This window comes from Bacillus sp. FSL M8-0071 (assembly GCF_037975455.1).
GTDB classification, from domain to species: Bacteria; Bacillota; Bacilli; order Bacillales; family Bacillaceae; genus Bacillus; species Bacillus subtilis.
In genome coordinates this window covers 1114394-1129571 of sequence record NZ_CP150256.1, presented here as the reverse complement: position 1 = coordinate 1129571, position 15178 = coordinate 1114394, and the positions used below count along the sequence as shown (strand labels likewise).

General features: G+C 42.3%; 15 protein-coding genes. 9 read left to right on the top strand and 6 right to left on the bottom strand.

Features of this window, described 5'->3' with window-relative positions; translation table 11 throughout:
• Positions 1 to 70 precede the first annotated feature (70 nt).
• Both MKX71_RS05785 and MKX71_RS05780 read left to right on the top strand, forming a co-directional pair.
• Positions 71 to 508, top strand: coding sequence for a ferritin family protein (locus MKX71_RS05785; protein WP_003245806.1), 438 nt, complete (start codon positions 71 to 73; stop codon positions 506 to 508).
• A gap of 117 nt (positions 509 to 625) precedes the next feature.
• Entirely contained in the window at positions 626 to 952 is a 327-nt protein-coding gene (locus MKX71_RS05780; protein ID WP_032728981.1) for a four-helix bundle copper-binding protein, read from the top strand.
• Between the two features lie 29 nt (positions 953 to 981).
• Here the strand turns inward: MKX71_RS05780 and MKX71_RS05775 are convergent, their stop codons facing one another.
• Positions 982 to 2709, bottom strand: coding sequence for an SgrR family transcriptional regulator (locus MKX71_RS05775; RefSeq protein ID WP_339202480.1), 1728 nt, complete (start codon positions 2707 to 2709; stop codon positions 982 to 984).
• 113 nt (positions 2710 to 2822) lie between these two features.
• Between MKX71_RS05775 and MKX71_RS05770 the strand changes: the two genes are divergently transcribed.
• Positions 2823 to 4028 carry an MFS transporter gene (locus MKX71_RS05770; RefSeq protein WP_339231839.1) on the top strand — a complete coding sequence of 402 codons (1206 nt, stop codon included), beginning with the start codon at positions 2823 to 2825 and terminating at the stop codon, positions 4026 to 4028.
• Positions 4029 to 4134: 106 nt separating this feature from the next.
• On the top strand, positions 4135 to 5289 hold the full coding sequence (locus tag MKX71_RS05765) for an AbrB family transcriptional regulator (protein ID WP_015383286.1): 1155 nt from the start codon (positions 4135 to 4137) through the stop codon (positions 5287 to 5289).
• 213 nt (positions 5290 to 5502) lie between these two features.
• Here the strand turns inward: MKX71_RS05765 and ntdR are convergent, their stop codons facing one another.
• Positions 5503 to 6492, bottom strand: coding sequence for an NTD biosynthesis operon transcriptional regulator NtdR (gene ntdR, locus MKX71_RS05760; RefSeq protein WP_163189287.1), 990 nt, complete (start codon positions 6490 to 6492; stop codon positions 5503 to 5505).
• Positions 6493 to 6595: 103 nt separating this feature from the next.
• Here ntdR and ntdA point away from each other — a divergent pair, with 103 nt between their 5' ends.
• The 4 genes from ntdA to glcP all read left to right on the top strand — a co-directional run bounded on the left by ntdA (position 6596) and on the right by glcP (position 11084).
• Positions 6596 to 7921 (top strand): 3-dehydro-glucose-6-phosphate--glutamate transaminase, encoded by a 1326-nt coding sequence (gene ntdA / locus MKX71_RS05755; RefSeq protein WP_133953536.1) that lies wholly within the window; start codon positions 6596 to 6598, stop codon positions 7919 to 7921.
• Positions 7893 to 8741 carry a kanosamine-6-phosphate phosphatase gene (ntdB, locus tag MKX71_RS05750; protein ID WP_003244845.1) on the top strand — a complete coding sequence of 283 codons (849 nt, stop codon included), beginning with the start codon at positions 7893 to 7895 and terminating at the stop codon, positions 8739 to 8741. Before ntdA ends, ntdB begins: the two co-directional genes overlap by 29 nt.
• Before the next feature lie 13 nt (positions 8742 to 8754).
• A complete protein-coding gene (gene ntdC, locus MKX71_RS05745) occupies positions 8755 to 9807 on the top strand; it encodes a glucose-6-phosphate 3-dehydrogenase NdtC (RefSeq protein WP_015383282.1) in 1053 nt (350 codons plus the stop codon).
• A 71-nt stretch (positions 9808 to 9878) separates the two neighbouring features.
• A complete protein-coding gene (gene glcP, locus MKX71_RS05740; RefSeq protein WP_015252418.1) occupies positions 9879 to 11084 on the top strand; it encodes a glucose/mannose transporter GlcP in 1206 nt (401 codons plus the stop codon).
• Between the two features lie 147 nt (positions 11085 to 11231).
• On the opposite strand, the gene MKX71_RS05735 is transcribed toward glcP, so the two are convergent.
• The 4 genes from MKX71_RS05735 to MKX71_RS05720 form a co-directional block, all read right to left on the bottom strand.
• On the bottom strand, positions 11232 to 11759 hold the full coding sequence (locus MKX71_RS05735; protein ID WP_042977771.1) for a MarR family transcriptional regulator: 528 nt from the start codon (positions 11757 to 11759) through the stop codon (positions 11232 to 11234).
• A 76-nt stretch (positions 11760 to 11835) separates the two neighbouring features.
• Positions 11836 to 13335 (bottom strand): monooxygenase, encoded by a 1500-nt coding sequence (locus MKX71_RS05730; protein WP_015252420.1) that lies wholly within the window; start codon positions 13333 to 13335, stop codon positions 11836 to 11838.
• Positions 13336 to 13515: 180 nt separating this feature from the next.
• Positions 13516 to 14022 carry a signal peptidase I gene (gene lepB / locus MKX71_RS05725; RefSeq protein WP_003233128.1) on the bottom strand — a complete coding sequence of 169 codons (507 nt, stop codon included), beginning with the start codon at positions 14020 to 14022 and terminating at the stop codon, positions 13516 to 13518.
• Position 14023: 1 nt separating this feature from the next.
• Positions 14024 to 14647, bottom strand: a complete 624-nt coding sequence (locus tag MKX71_RS05720) for a VTT domain-containing protein (RefSeq protein WP_010886465.1) — start codon at positions 14645 to 14647, stop codon at positions 14024 to 14026.
• 151 nt (positions 14648 to 14798) lie between these two features.
• Here MKX71_RS05720 and MKX71_RS05715 point away from each other — a divergent pair, with 151 nt between their 5' ends.
• Positions 14799 to 15170 (top strand): hypothetical protein, encoded by a 372-nt coding sequence (locus MKX71_RS05715; protein WP_014476361.1) that lies wholly within the window; start codon positions 14799 to 14801, stop codon positions 15168 to 15170.
• Positions 15171 to 15178 lie beyond the last annotated feature (8 nt).

Below are 15178 nucleotides of genomic sequence, written 5' to 3'. Positions count from 1 at the left end.
CCGCACATCTCTCCCTGCCCAACATATACTTTTACAGAAGCCCAATTCCTAAGAATGGAGTTGAATCCCCTTGCATTACAGCTACTATCCCTATCCGGTGCCATACAGGGAAGATCCTGTTTTGATTCGGAATTTGCAGAAGGCCATCAACGGAGAATTCAGTGCCATTCAATGCTACCGCAAGCTTGCCGAACTCGCCCACAGCGATGAGGTCAGAAAACAGATTGAAGAAATCAGGCGTGACGAGATTCGCCACCTCCGTGAATTTTCCACACTGTATGGTTCAATTACCGGCAAACACATCATGCCGAAACAAACGGAAGAATGCCCGGACAATTTCACAAGAGGACTGGATGCCGCTTTTAAAGATGAACAAGAAACCGTCGACTTTTACTTGCGTGCGGCCGAGGAAACGTCAAACTTAAAAGCGAAAGGCGTCTTTACGCGCGCAGCACGTGATGAACAAAATCACGCTGTCTGGTTCCTATACTATCTGATGGAACGTTAGATATACCCGTTCAGGGTATATGTACATATCCCCTTAGCTAAAAACACACTCCCCTGTTTTTTTCAAATGCAGCCGGGAAACATAAAACCATATACTGTCATACAGGGGGAATCCACCATGGAGCAATATTCTGAAGCTTGTATTGAGGCTTGCATCGATTGTATGAAGGCTTGCAATCATTGTTTCACTAAATGCTTGGAAGAAAGCGTGCAGCATCATCTCAGCGGCTGCATCCGGCTTGACAGGGAATGCGCGGATATTTGCGCGCTGGCGGTCAAAGCCATGCAAACGGACAGCCCGTTTATGAAAGAAATTTGTGCACTTTGCGCCGATATTTGTGAAGCATGCGGCACTGAATGCGGAAAGCACGATCATGATCATTGCCAAGCATGTGCGAAAGCCTGCTTCGCCTGTGCTGAACAATGCCGCAGCTTGGCAGTTTAAAAAAGAGGGTTCAAAAAAGAACCCTCTTTTTATTTGGACAGCCATACGGAGTACAAATCAACCCATCCCTCTTCATCAAGCACCAGGCCTTTTACATTTTTACTTGATGTCACCTGGAGCACATTTTGATACAGCGGAATCGCATTCAGCTCCTGTATCATCTGCCGGTCAATGTCACGTAAGATGTTGATTCTCGAACAACGGTCAGGCATGGAAAACATCTGCTCTGTCATTCCTGAGCATATCTGTGTCAGCTTTTCAGATAGATGCTGATACAAGAAACTGTTCTCCGACAGCAGCAAATGCAGAAAACCAAACTCGCTGTCTTGATAAAACGTCGCACTGTCATGAATGATATCCGCCATCTGCACGGTTTCCGGCCGTCGCAGATCAGCAGCATCACAGAATTGAAGTGTAAGCCTGATACCGTGCTGGGCGCAAATATTTTGAATCCATTCGGCGTCCTCACGATGATCTGTTTCCGAAAAGGTATAAAGCACGATTGTTTCGCCCTCGTATCCGCTTTTCTTCAACAATTCAGATGGCGAAACGCCCTCCCACTCAAAAGAACTCGGATGCAAAAAGGACGTAACCGGGATTCTTCGGTGCCCTCCCGCTTCACGAACGAGCCGTTCAGAGGAAATCAGCAGCCGGAGCGCTTTTCTAAAGCTTCGGTGCTGAAGAGGCCCCTTCTTTTTTAGATTAAGCGACAAATACTGAACATGCCGCTCATCAAAAACAGTTTGCTGCTCAGGACATGTTTGTTTTTCTTGAATGGTAAAACCGTTCATCTCTCCGGCTTGCTCAGAAAACACAAACTCAACGCGATCCAAATAGGGGCGTCCCTTGAAGTAGCGCTCATTGGCTTCAAGCACAAGCATCCCGCTGTGTTGCTGATTCACCTGAAAAGGCCCTGTTCCATTTTTCCCGCCGCCCTGTTCTGCCGGCAGTATGGACAGCCGTTCATCACAAAGAGCATACGGCAAAAGCGCATTCGGCTTATCGAGTATGAGTTCCACACAATAAGGGCCCTTTTCTAAGACTTGTTTCACTCCGTGCAGAAGCCATTTATACGGGTTGTCAGCCAGTTCCAAAAAGCGCTGAAATGTAAACGCAGCGTCCCGCGATGTCAGCGGCTGTCCATTATGAAATGACACACCTTTTCGAAGAAAAAATCTCCATTGTTTTTTTCCGACCTCTTCCCATCCATGAACCAAATGAGGCTTAGGCTCCTGCATATCCGAATCAAACGTGAAGAGTGTATCAAATATCTGTTTGACGAAATGGCCCTCAGACCGCAAAAATATTTGGCATGGATCCAAACTGCTGACAGATTCAGGCGTAATGAACAGCCGCAGGACATCCTTCGCCCCATTCTCGCCTGTCTCCGTCACAAATCCGAATACCTCTGAAAGCCACATGTTATATTCGTTTTGAAGCCCTGGAAACGCGGACTGATACTGCTGAAGCAGCTCCTTTGCCTTTTTAAGCTTTCCTGACATGGTATATTCCTTTGCAGTTTGAAGAAGCAGTTCCTCAGGCCTCCGAAGAAACGCGATTTTAGATTTGCGGCCGCGCCCCGCCCCGCTTTCCCGGATAATCCAATTGCTGTTCTCCAGCTTATGTAAAATGAGCTTTGCATTTCTTTCTGTACAAAATAAACAGTCGGCAATCTCAGTAAGCGTCATTTCGTTCATTTGCCCATACTCGGCACAGCCTGTTTTTACAAGCGCCACGTAGTGCTCTATCAGCTTCAATCCCCGCACCTCCCGACAAAAGGGGAACTTTTATCTCTTCTTTTCTTCACTTTTTGGGCCGCCGCCCCTTCTATACACTACTACTATATCAAACAGCGAAAGGCGGCGATCACATGTTGACCAGTTTTCACTCTATAAAATCGAGATATACCATTCCCGTTCGGCTCCGCTTTTTCGGCGAATTGCTGACAAGCCTGACAGGTGCAATGATGGGACCTTTTATGGTGCTGTATCTGCATGAACAATTAAACGGCAGTATCATGATGCCAATGCTGATCATCAGCCTTCAGCCATTTGCTGATATTTTCCTGACGCTCGCTGCAGGAAAGGCGGCGGACCGGATTGGGCGGCGCACAGCGATTTTGACCGCATTGCTTCTTCAATCAGCGGCAATGACAGGGTTTGTATTTGCTGAGCATGCGTATGTTTTCGCTATTCTCTATGTCATGAATGGCATCGGAAGGTCGTTGTACATTCCCGCTTCCCGCGCCCAAATCGCCGAAAGCACGCCGGAAAGCAGACGTTCGGAAGTGTTTGCGGTCATCAATGCGATCTATTCGGCGGGACTGACGGCAGGGCCGCTAGTGGGGATGCTGCTGTACAATCATAACCCCGTGTGGATATTCGCATTAGATGCCGCAGCATTGTTTATCTACTTTCTGATCGCTGCACTGAAACTGCCTGAGACAAAGCCGCTACACCCAGCTGTTACCCCGAAAATGTCCGCGAGCTTTACGATATACAGGCCTGTCCTGCTTCTTTTGCTGCTTTCTCTCCCCATCAGCATGTTATATGCACAAACAGAAACAACATACAGGCTGTTCAGCAAAAACATGTTTTCTGATTATCTGTCCATGCTGACCATCTATTCAGCAGCAAAAGCTTTATTCAGCTGTGTTCTCCAAGTACCTCTTGTCAAAGGGACCGAAAAGCTTTCAATGAAAACGATCCTCTTCATTACTTATATTTGCTACTCCCTTGCGGCTGCCGGTTTTGCATGCTCAACCTCCCTGACAATGCTTTTAGTGACGGCAGCGGTGATGACGGTTGGCGAAAGCATCGGGCTAACCCACATCCAGACCTTAATATCGAAATTGGCGCCGCCTCATTTGCTGGGCCGGTTTTATGCTGTCTATGGTCTGCATTGGGATATATCCCGCTCAATCGGACCGCTGGCAGGCGGGCTGATCCTGACATCATTTGGCGGAGAAGTGATTTTTTACGCTCTTGCCGTGTGTCTGCTGACAGCGGGTTTATCTCTGACTTACACAATAGAAAAGCTCGAACACAAGGTCATAAGAAAAGTGAATCGCTTATAGAAAATAATTCATAATTTCTTTATCAACAAAAATATACTATAGTAATAAATACATTCACTACGTGAACAATTGGAGTGTTACGTGAAAAAGGAAGAAGGGTTTTACATTGAAGAAAGACGAAAATCTCCTCAAAGATCTATGGTTTATCGCAATCAGTGCAGCCGGGGGGTTTATTCTTTCATTAACCGGAATATCAATTGGATGGATGATCGGAACACTGATTGTCGCCTGCTGCCTCGCCATGATACGGCCGGCATGGCTGATGATGGCACCAGACCAAAAAGGAATTAACCGACGATGGCTCGCCCTCGGGCAGATGATCCTCGGCATCGAATTGGGCCAAAAGCTGAATTTATCCGTTCTCTCTGTTCTCAAAGACCATTGGTTTTCAGTCGGCGTTATGCTGATATTGTCTATCCTGCTGGCCATGCTGTCAGGATATGTGCTTTGGCGTTTCAGCAAAACGGATATGATGACTAGCTTTGTCGGCACCGCTCCCGGCGGGCTTTCCGCCATGCCGAGCATCGCACAGGAAGTAGGCGCCAATACCGCTATAGTCAGCCTCGTTCAAATGATGCGTGTGCTGCTCGTGGTGCTTTCCATTCCGTTTTTAGTCATTCTGATCTATACAAAACAAGATCGTACCGCAAGTGCCGCAGCAGAGACGATTTCTTCTGCAACGACAGATTTTAGGCTCGCTCCCGTTTTGTGGACCGTCATTCTTATTCTCGCTGCCTGGGGAGCTTGCAAAGCTGCGAAATTTTTAAAATTTCCAGCTCCATGGCTGCTCGGCAGCATGCTCGGTGTAGCAATTGTACATGTTGGCGGAGCTGCGGTGACAGGGCACGACATGACGGCATGGTGGCCGTCACAAGCTAACCATGTATCACAAGTATTTCTCGGGGCAACGATCGGCTCTAAGATGTACAAAAGCATGTTTGCCGGCGTCACCCGTATTATCATCGTCGGGTTTGTCTCGTCCGTCGGTTTAATCGCAGCAATGTTTTTGAGCGCCGTGATCGTTTCCGAGCTCACAGGAATTTCGCTCATCACTTCTGTTCTGGCATTTGCGCCCGGCGGGATCGCAGAGATGGCGACGACGTCAGTTACCTTACATGCTGATTCCACCTTTGTCGTTGCGGTTCAGGTCATTCGCGTCATTCTGGTTATTGCCCTGCTGCCGCCGTTTTATCGCCTGCTTCACCATCTTCATGGTGAAAAAAAAGACAAAAAGAGCTCGATCAGCGGCAGTAATGCCTAGTTGAAAAAAGGGTTCAAGAACTTTTAAATCGCAAACCATCGAGATGGGGAAATATAAGCGGATATTTCGTTGTTAATGGATCAGGTTTGAAGTGAGTGCTGCCAGAGGGTGAAATGAAAGAAATAATTGACGACTTACGATTGAAAAAGAGGTTAAAATGAATAACCTCTTTTTCTTATATAAAGATATAAAATGATAAAGGGAAATCTATCGTTACGTTGATTCTCTTATAATAAGCTTTGTTGGCAGTTTAATAATTCTTCTGTTTAAAGAGGCATTACCCGAAATGGACTCGATGATTTTCAACACAGCCTGTTGGCCTAATTCTATTACGGGAATATCAATTGTTGTTATGGTCGGAGTAACGACTTGGCAAATCAATTGGTTGTCAAAACCAATTACAGCTAAGTCTTCTGGAACTTTAAAGCCATTTTTCATTGCCTGTTTAATAATACCTGCGGCGACTTGATCATTTCCTGTAAATATTGCTGAGGGTCTGTCCTTTAGATCCTTTATCTTATGAAAAACACGAAAGCCATCCTCGATATTAAACATTTCGCCGAATATCCATTCGCTTCTATGATGTAAATTGTAATCTTGTAAAGCTTTCAAGTAACCCTCTTTCCTCTGACATTGAGCTTCGCTATATGGAGTATCAAAACAAAACCCAATTTTTTCATGCCCTCTTTCAATTAAATGTACTACCCCCATGTATGTAGCTTCAAATTCATCATACCCAATTATCGTGATGTCCGCTGAGTGATGATATTCATTACATAATAAGATAGGACCATACTTTAAGAAAGGGGATATCTGATCCCATTCATTTTCTAAAGTTCCAAGAATAATACCATCCACTTCTTTATGTTTCAATAACTCTAATAATTCTAGCTCTGTCTGTTTGTCATAAAAGGTCTGAAATACAATTACCTTGTAATTCTTAAACAGTGCTTCATGAGAGACCCCTTTTATTAATTGAGCAAAAAATGGATGGTCGATACTCGGAACCGATAAAGCTATCGTTTGTGTCTTATTTCTCCTAAAATTCCGAGCTAAATAATTGGGAGTGTAGTCAAGTTCGTTAATAGCCTTTAAGATCATATCTCTTTTTTCTTTCGACACATAAGGATGATTATTCAATACTCTTGACACTGTGGTTTTAGACACATTGCATAATTTTGCTATTTCATCAATTGTAGGCATATTTTCCCTTCCTTAAAAAAGTTGTTGACATGTTACCGATTTCAGAAATTAGGATAAATTTGTAATAAATTTTTAGATTATAAAATCATTGGAGGTACTGTTCATGCAAAAACAGGTTAAGATTTCAGGTAAAAGCAAAGAAAACATGTCACTATTAAAACACTTAAAAGGTGACGTACAAGGAAAAGAACTTGTTATTGAAGACAGTATTGTAAACGAGCGGTGGAAACAAGTATTAAAAGAAAAGATAGATATTGAACATGACCTTTTCAACTATCAAAAAAATCGTGAAATCAGTAAAGTCCCGTTTTTGCCTGTAGACAGATTAATAACCAATGATGAAGTGGAAGATATCTTAAATACATTAACTGAAGTTTTGCCAACTGGAAAATTTACGAGTGGTCCCTATTTAGAGCAATTCGAAAAAGTTTTATCTACATATTTACATAAAAGGTATGTAATTGCAACCAGCAGTGGAACCGATGCTATTATGATAGGTTTATTGGCTTTAGGGTTAAACCCAGGGGATGAAGTTATCATGCCGGCTAATAGCTTTTCAGCTACTGAAAATGCTGTGTTAGCTTTGGGAGGCGTTCCTATCTATGTAGATATTAACCCACAAACATTCTGCATCGATCCTGACAAAATTGAAGAAGCAATAACTCCTTATACAAAGTTTATTCTACCTGTGCATTTATACGGAAAACATTCAGACATGCAGCATATCCGTCAAATCGCAAATCGTTATAAATTAAAAGTAATTGAAGATGCCTGCCAAGGAATTGGACTGACAGACTTAGGAAAGTATGCAGACATCACTACATTAAGTTTTAATCCCTATAAGAATTTTGGTGTATGTGGCAAGGCTGGGGCAATAGCAACTGATAATGAAGAACTCGCTAAAAAATGCATTCAATTTAGTTATCATGGTTTTGAAGTAAATGTGAAAAATAAGAAAGTCATCAATTTTGGATTTAATTCAAAAATGGACAATTTACAGGCAGCAATTGGTTTAGAGAGAATGAAGTACCTTTCATTAAACAACTTCAAAAGACTGTTCTTGGCGGATAGATACATTACCCAATTAGCAGAGTTGCAGAATAAAGGCTTTATTGAATTACCAGAATTAAGTGAAGATCATGTATGGCATCTGTTTCCTATTAAGGTAAGAACAGAAGATAGGGCAGATATCATGACTAAATTAAATGAAGATTTTGGTGTTCAAACAGATGTATATTATCCAATACTGTCTCATATGCAAAAAACTCCTTTAGTACAGGACAAGTATGCAGGACTCCAATTGGTTCATACGGAAAAGGCTCATAGTCAGGTACTGCATTTGCCTTTATATCCGTCATTTACTTTAGAAGAACAAGACAGAGTAATGGAGGGACTGTTTCATGTTATTAAGCAAGAAATCGGAGTATAAAACGTTATCCACGGTTGAACATCCTCAATATATTGTTTTTTGTGATTTTGATGAAACGTATTTTCCGCATACAATCGACGAACAAAAGCAACAAGACATCTATGAACTCGAAGACTATCTAGAACAAAAAAGTAAAGATGGGGAACTAATAATCGGATGGGTTACTGGGAGCAGTATAGAATCTATTCTCGATAAAATGGGACGAGGAAAATTTAGATATTTTCCGCATTTTATAGCTAGTGATCTCGGAACTGAAATTACGTACTTTTCAGAGCATAACTTCGGTCAGCAAGATAACAAGTGGAACAGTCGCATAAATGAAGGGTTTAGTAAAGAAAAGGTTGAGAAACTTGTGAAACAGCTGCATGAAAATCATAACATTCTTTTGAATCCTCAAACTCAATTAGGAAAGTCACGGTATAAGCATAACTTCTACTATCAGGAACAAGATGAAATAAACGACAAGAAAAACCTATTAGCAATTGAAAAAATCTGCGAGGAATATGGCGTTTCAGTAAATATAAATCGGTGTAATCCCTTAGCAGGCGATCCAGAAGACAGCTATGATGTAGATTTTATCCCCATAGGGACAGGAAAGAATGAAATTGTAACGTTTATGTTAGAGAAATACAACCTAAATACCGAAAGAGCTATCGCATTTGGGGATAGTGGAAATGATGTTCGTATGTTACAGACAGTAGGGAATGGATATCTGCTAAAAAATGCAACACAGGAAGCCAAAAACTTGCACAACCTTATAACTGATAGTGAGTACTCAAAAGGAATTACTAATACCTTAAAAAAATTAATTGGATCATGAGGAGGAAATTAAAATGAAGAAGATTGGCATCATAGGTGCAGGTGGTATTGCAAGAGCGCATGCAACTGCTTTATCTACAATAAAAAATGCAGAGTTAGTAGGGGTATATGACATAAATCAACAAAATGCGGAAAGCTTTGTGAAAACTTTCGGCGGGAAGTCATTTGAAAACGCAGATGAACTAATTGATGCCTCAGAAGGTTTAATTGTAGCATCACCAAACTTTTGCCATAAAGAACATGCTTTGCAAGCATTAGGAAAACATAAGCATGTTTTGTGTGAAAAGCCTATGGCTATTTCTCTTGAAGAAGCAAGCATAATGAAAGATACCGCTGAAAGGTTGAGCGTAAGAGCTAGTATGGGATTTAATTATAGATATTTATCTTACGTAAATATCTTAAAAAGCTTAATTATCAATAATGAATTAGGTAACATACTGTCCATAAAAGTACACTTCAAGAAAAATAGTGCACTTAGGCGTAAGAAGTTTACTTGGAGAGATGACGCTAACAGTAAGAAGACGAGTGGATCATTGGGGGATCTGGGTATTCACCTTATTGACATGGTATGGTATTTGTTTGAGAGTGATTTCATCACAGAATCAGTAAGGGCAAAAATGAACACAAATGTAAAAACAAAAGAGGATAAACAGGTACTCGTAGATGACTATGCAGAAATTTATGGCCAGCTGAAGAACAAGGTATTTGTAAATATCATCACATCAAAATGTTCTGTACCTGAAGACTGTGGTTTTAGCATTGAGGTAGTTGGACACAAAAAAGAGTTTAAATACCACACAGGTAATCCTCACGTTTACAAGCTCATAGATGGCTTGAACGTGGTAGACTGCCCAGTACCGCAAAGCCTATTAAACGATCCGCCAAACGAGTTTTATGGATGGGCTGATTCTTTTAGAAGCGAGTTAATCAATTGGATTGCATCAACTCAGAATGATTGGGTTGAGATCCCTTCTTTTAGTGATGGTTTTAGATCTCAGGAAGTATTAGAAATGTTCTTTGAGAAAGACAGCAACTCTCAACCAATGTCTGTTTCAGCAGTCAACTAGTATTTCAAAGAGAGAAGTTACTAAAAAAGCAGGAATTTACTTTCCTGCTTTTTCATATAGGGGTGTAATGAATGTTAAGAGGGACATATTTATTTGGATATGCTTTCTTTTTTACAGTAGGTATTATCCATATATCAACAGGGAGTTTGACGCCATTTCTATTAGAGGCTTTTAACAAGACAACAGATGATATTTCGGTCATAATCTTTTTTCAGTTTACCGGATTTCTAAGCGGAGTATTAATCGCACCTTTAATGATTAAGAAATACAGTCATTTTAGGACACTTACTTTAGCTTTGACAATAATGCTTGTAGCGTTAAGTATCTTTTTTCTAACCAAGGATTGGTATTATATTGTTGTAATGGCTTTTCTCTTAGGATATGGGGCAGGCACATTAGAAACGACAGTTGGTTCATTTGTTATTGCTAATTTCGAAAGTAATGCAGAAAAAATGAGTAAGCTGGAAGTTCTCTTTGGATTAGGCGCTTTATCTTTCCCATTATTAATTAATTCCTTCATAGATATCAATAACTGGTTTTTACCGTATTACTGTATATTCACCTTTTTATTCGTCCTATTCGTAGGGTGGTTAATTTTCTTGTCCAAGAACCGAAAGTACGCTAAGAATGCCAACCAACAAGTGACCTTTCCAGACGGAGGAGCATTTCAATACTTTATAGGAGATAGAAAAAAATCAAAGCAATTAGGCTTTTTTGTATTTTTTGCTTTCCTATATGCTGGAATCGAAACAAATTTTGCCAACTTTTTACCTTCAATCATGATAAACCAAGACAATGAACAAATTAGTCTTATAAGTGTCTCCTTTTTCTGGGTAGGGATCATCATAGGAAGAATATTGATTGGTTTAGTAAGTAGAAGGCTTGATTTTTCTAAATACCTCCTTTTTAGCTGTAGTTGTTTAATTGTTTTGTTGATTGCTTTCTCTTATATAAGTAACCCAATACTTCAATTGGGCGGTACATTTTTGATTGGCCTAAGTATAGCGGGCATATTTCCCATTGCTTTAACACTAGCATCAATCATTATTCAGAAGTACGTTGACGAAGTTACAAGTTTATTTATTGCCTCGGCAAGTTTCGGAGGAGCGATCATCTCTTTCTTAATTGGATGGAGTTTAAATCAGGATACGATCTTATTAACCATGGGAATATTTACAACTATGGCGGTCATTCTAGTAGGTATTTCTGTAAAGATTAGAAGAACTAAAACAGAAGACCCTATTTCACTTGAAAACAAAGCATCAAAAACACAGTAAAAACGTATAAAATAAAGATACTAATAGACATATCGTAAATGGAGTGCAAACTCCTGAACATCTCTTCAAGAGGAAAACTGATTTACGTTACAGCCTTGAAAAAGAAGGAAGAAACGCGAAAAACACGCACCGCAGTGCGTGTTTTTTTTATTTAAAAATGCTCGGAAGCCCCCCTTCAATTTCTTCTGACGACGGATACCATTTTGTCACCAGATCCCGAAACAGCCGTTCCGCAAAAAGAATCTCTTCCTCGGTATAGCGGTCAAAAAATGACAGAAAACGCTGTTCAGCCTTCTGATGATAATATTTGTGCAAACTGTGCAGCTTTTTTCCAGCAGGCGTCAATCGGAAGTAGACCTCCTTTTTATTATCGCTGAGCTGTGTTCTGTGAAGGAAGCCTGCGCCGAGCAATTTTGTGCTGATGCGTGATACAGTCGCTTTTGTCGTATTCATTTTTTCTGCTATCGACGTGACATTAATTGGTTCATTGTCCCCGACACAAGATAGAACATGAATTTCTGTCATCGTCAATTGAGATTTACTCCCGTGCTCTACATCCAGCTTCCTCAATTCGTCAGATAAAAAGGCTTTAATAAGCCCCTCCCATTTCTCCTGCTGATGAATGAGCTCCGCATACAATTCAAAAAGATTGCGTGTCGTATGATCTGTGTTCATCGGGTTTTCCATCCTTTTTCATTCGATTGTTTCTTCTATAATACCGTTTTGTTACAGATGAAACAATCGAATTGAATTATACTCGGCTGGTGACGGAAAACCAGCGGCTGATCCCTTTTTGAATCACCTCGGCACAATCGGGCGCTGATGCATCCACCGCCCAGGCTACATGTCCATCGGGACGAATCAATATGGTATGCACATCCCGCAACTTTTCATTCGGTTCTGCAAGCGAGGCGGTTACCGTACGTAAGCCTTTCACTTCGATATGATCATCAGCTTCCTGCCTCAATGACAGCAAAACGAATGTCCCGTTTTGGAGAAAGCTGTACAGCCGTTCCGAATTGCCGTCGGAAAGAATCAGTTCCATGTCAGGGAGCCTTGCCCCGTTCAAACGATTCGGCGGCATGGTACGATCAGCTTCATATCTGACATCGAGCGCAGAAATTTGCCCCGCTACATATCGATTCACATCAGGGAAGGCCAGCAGCTCCGACATCATGCTTCGCAAATGGAGGCCTGCTTGAGTGAAATCGATCAGCTTTGTCTGTGCCTCCGTGTTTCTCAGGAGCCCTTCAGCTGCCGGGTGCCGCTCGTCATGGTAGCTGTCCAAAAGCCATGAAGGCGCAGAGCCTTTGATGGCCGCCGCCAGCTTCCACCCAAGGTTCATCGCATCCTGAAGGCCGACATTCAGTCCTTGCCCGCCCGCCGGAAAATGAATATGCGCGGCATCACCCGCAAGAAAGATTCTGCCGTCCCGATACCGTTTCGCTTGGCGCGCGGCGTTCCCGAACCGCGACATCCACGAAGGGTCGCTTAAACCAAAGTCAGTTCCGCAAATTCGCAGGAGGTCAGCTTTCAGCTCTTCCTCAGTCACAGGCACATCTTTCGGCGTTTGCGTGCGATAAGGGCTGATCACAACGACACGATATCGGTCTGAAGATAACGGAACAATCATAACACCGCCCTCTTTTGTGCAAAGGGACAGCACGCCTGACGCCGGCGGAGAAAGGAGCGCCACATCCCCAAGCGCAGCGGTGACAGTGCTGTCTGTTCCCGGAAACTCAATTTTCGCCTGTTTCCGGACGGTACTCCCGGCGCCATCTGCCCCAACGGCAAACTTGCTTGTGATCGTCCGTACACTGCCGTCCCGATCCTTAAAAATTGTTTGGACCGCTTCCCCGTTTTGCGTAACCGCCAGCGCCTCGGCACCCCGAAACACCTCTGTTCCCAGGCTTCGTGCATGATCTTCAAGAAGCTTTTCTGTTTTTGACTGCGGGAGCAAAAGCGTGTAAGGACAGCTCGTATCCAAGCCTGAAAAATCCAGACGGGTATCCAGCATTGAAAAATGTCCGGAAGGTATCTTGCTTTCCTTGGATACGAACCGCTCTAAAATCCCTCTCATCTCAAGAAGCTCCAGCGTTCGGGGATGCAGCGTCAACGCCTTGGAATGCGGAACAGGTTTTTCAAGCCGTTCAATCACACAAGTTCCCACTCCGGCCATCGCAAGCTCAGAAGCCAGCATAAATCCAACCGGCCCTCCTCCTATAATCACTGTTTCATATTTCATCATCATTCACCACTCCTTTTGTTTCATGAAAAACGAACAAAAACCAATAAAAACGGCCCTCTAATCAAAAAAATATATAAATTTTGTTACATAGGTAACAATTTTGATTATAGCTCCTTACAAATTTTTCTTCAACACATTTTTCCAAACGGCATACAAAAAGACGCCTCTTCAATTAGCGTCTTTTTATTCGGCATCAGAAATCACACCGACAATATTTTTTTCTCTTATCGGACCAAAATGCCGGCTGTCGAAGCTGTATATGCGATTATCTCCAACGACAAAATATTTTCCTTTCGGCACCTTGCTTGTTCCCGTCACATCTTTCAAAGAAAAATCACCCGTTACATGGCTGCCGGCAGAAACAGATTTCAAATGCTTCAAAAATGGCTCAGCAACCTGCTTTCCGTTCACATACAGCTGATCATCTTTATATTTGATCGTTTCACCGGGCAAGCCGATTACCCGTTTAATCAGCACTTTATGATCAGGACCTTTAAAAAGGACGATGTCAAAACGATGGATGGTTTTAAATCGATGCGAAAATTTATTGACCAACAATTCGTTTCCTTCCTGGAAGGTCGGGTTCATACTGACGCCTTCTACCTTGTAATCAATAAAGACAGCATTTTTAACCTGAATGGCGAGAACAACGGACACTACACCGGCAAGAAACCAAAACCGTTTTTTCATGTTACTGTCTCCCTCCATCATGCTCACGCTGACTGGCTCTTACATGCAGATACCGCTCCACCTTTTTGCCGACATACCATAAGACAGTGATCACCAATACGGCGATGACCGTTCGAATCGGCTGTGTAATCAGCGCGTGCAGATCATATCCGATGAAGCTGATCATAAAAATCATGACAAGCTTCCCCGAGGCTGCCGCCAAAATAAACGGCCGCGTTCCGATCCTTGACAAACCGGCAACAACATTCACCGCGGCTGACGGTGTAAATGGAAAACAAAGCAGAAGAAACATGGGACCGAAGCCGTGTCTTTCCACCCATAACATCAGCTTTCTGACAGACGGATGACTGCGGATAAATCCAAGCAATTTTCTCTGTCCGTATTGACGGACAATCAAAAATACGAGAATGGAACCAGCAGTTGATCCCGCCCAGGACAGGATGAATCCTTCCCACAAGCCAAACGAGTTCGTATTCGCCACCACAAACACGATCAGCGGCAAAAACGGGAGAAATGCTTCAATTAAAGGCAGCAGCACAGCAATGAGCGGACCGAAAGCCCTATAGCTTTGAAATAATTCAGTTAAATGTTCTTGTGTCAAATAGGATAAAAAATGCTCCAACATTTATACTCCTTACCGGGTTTGTCTATCCTTATTCTACACATTATCAGCAGAAAACTAAAAAGTTTTGGTGATTTTTTCTGTCTTGAAACATTTCACCAGCCGATATAGAATACAAATAGAACAAACGTTCCCTTAGAAAGAAGGAGTCAACATGCCAAATCTGCAGGAGGAAATATACGATTTAATTGAACGGGCTCTCTTTTTGCCTATGGCCATTACGATTTTTAACCGTGATCTCGCCGGAATTGAAGAAAGCACATTAAAATTGAAGCATCCTTATAAACAGCTTATCAGCGAATCATTAAAAATAGCACAAAAGGATTTGATGGAGGTCAGAAAAGAACTGAGGAAAAGAAAAATTGCAATCCGCGAGACGGAACGCGATGAGGCCTTTACACTCTATACATTTGTCATCGACGGTTATGAAGAAAACCACCGCTATTTTAATCCGCGAATCCGTGAGCAGGTCAGCGAATTATTAACATACTATCTATTTGCCCCGGACAGACTCCGAGCCTTTTGAATCATACT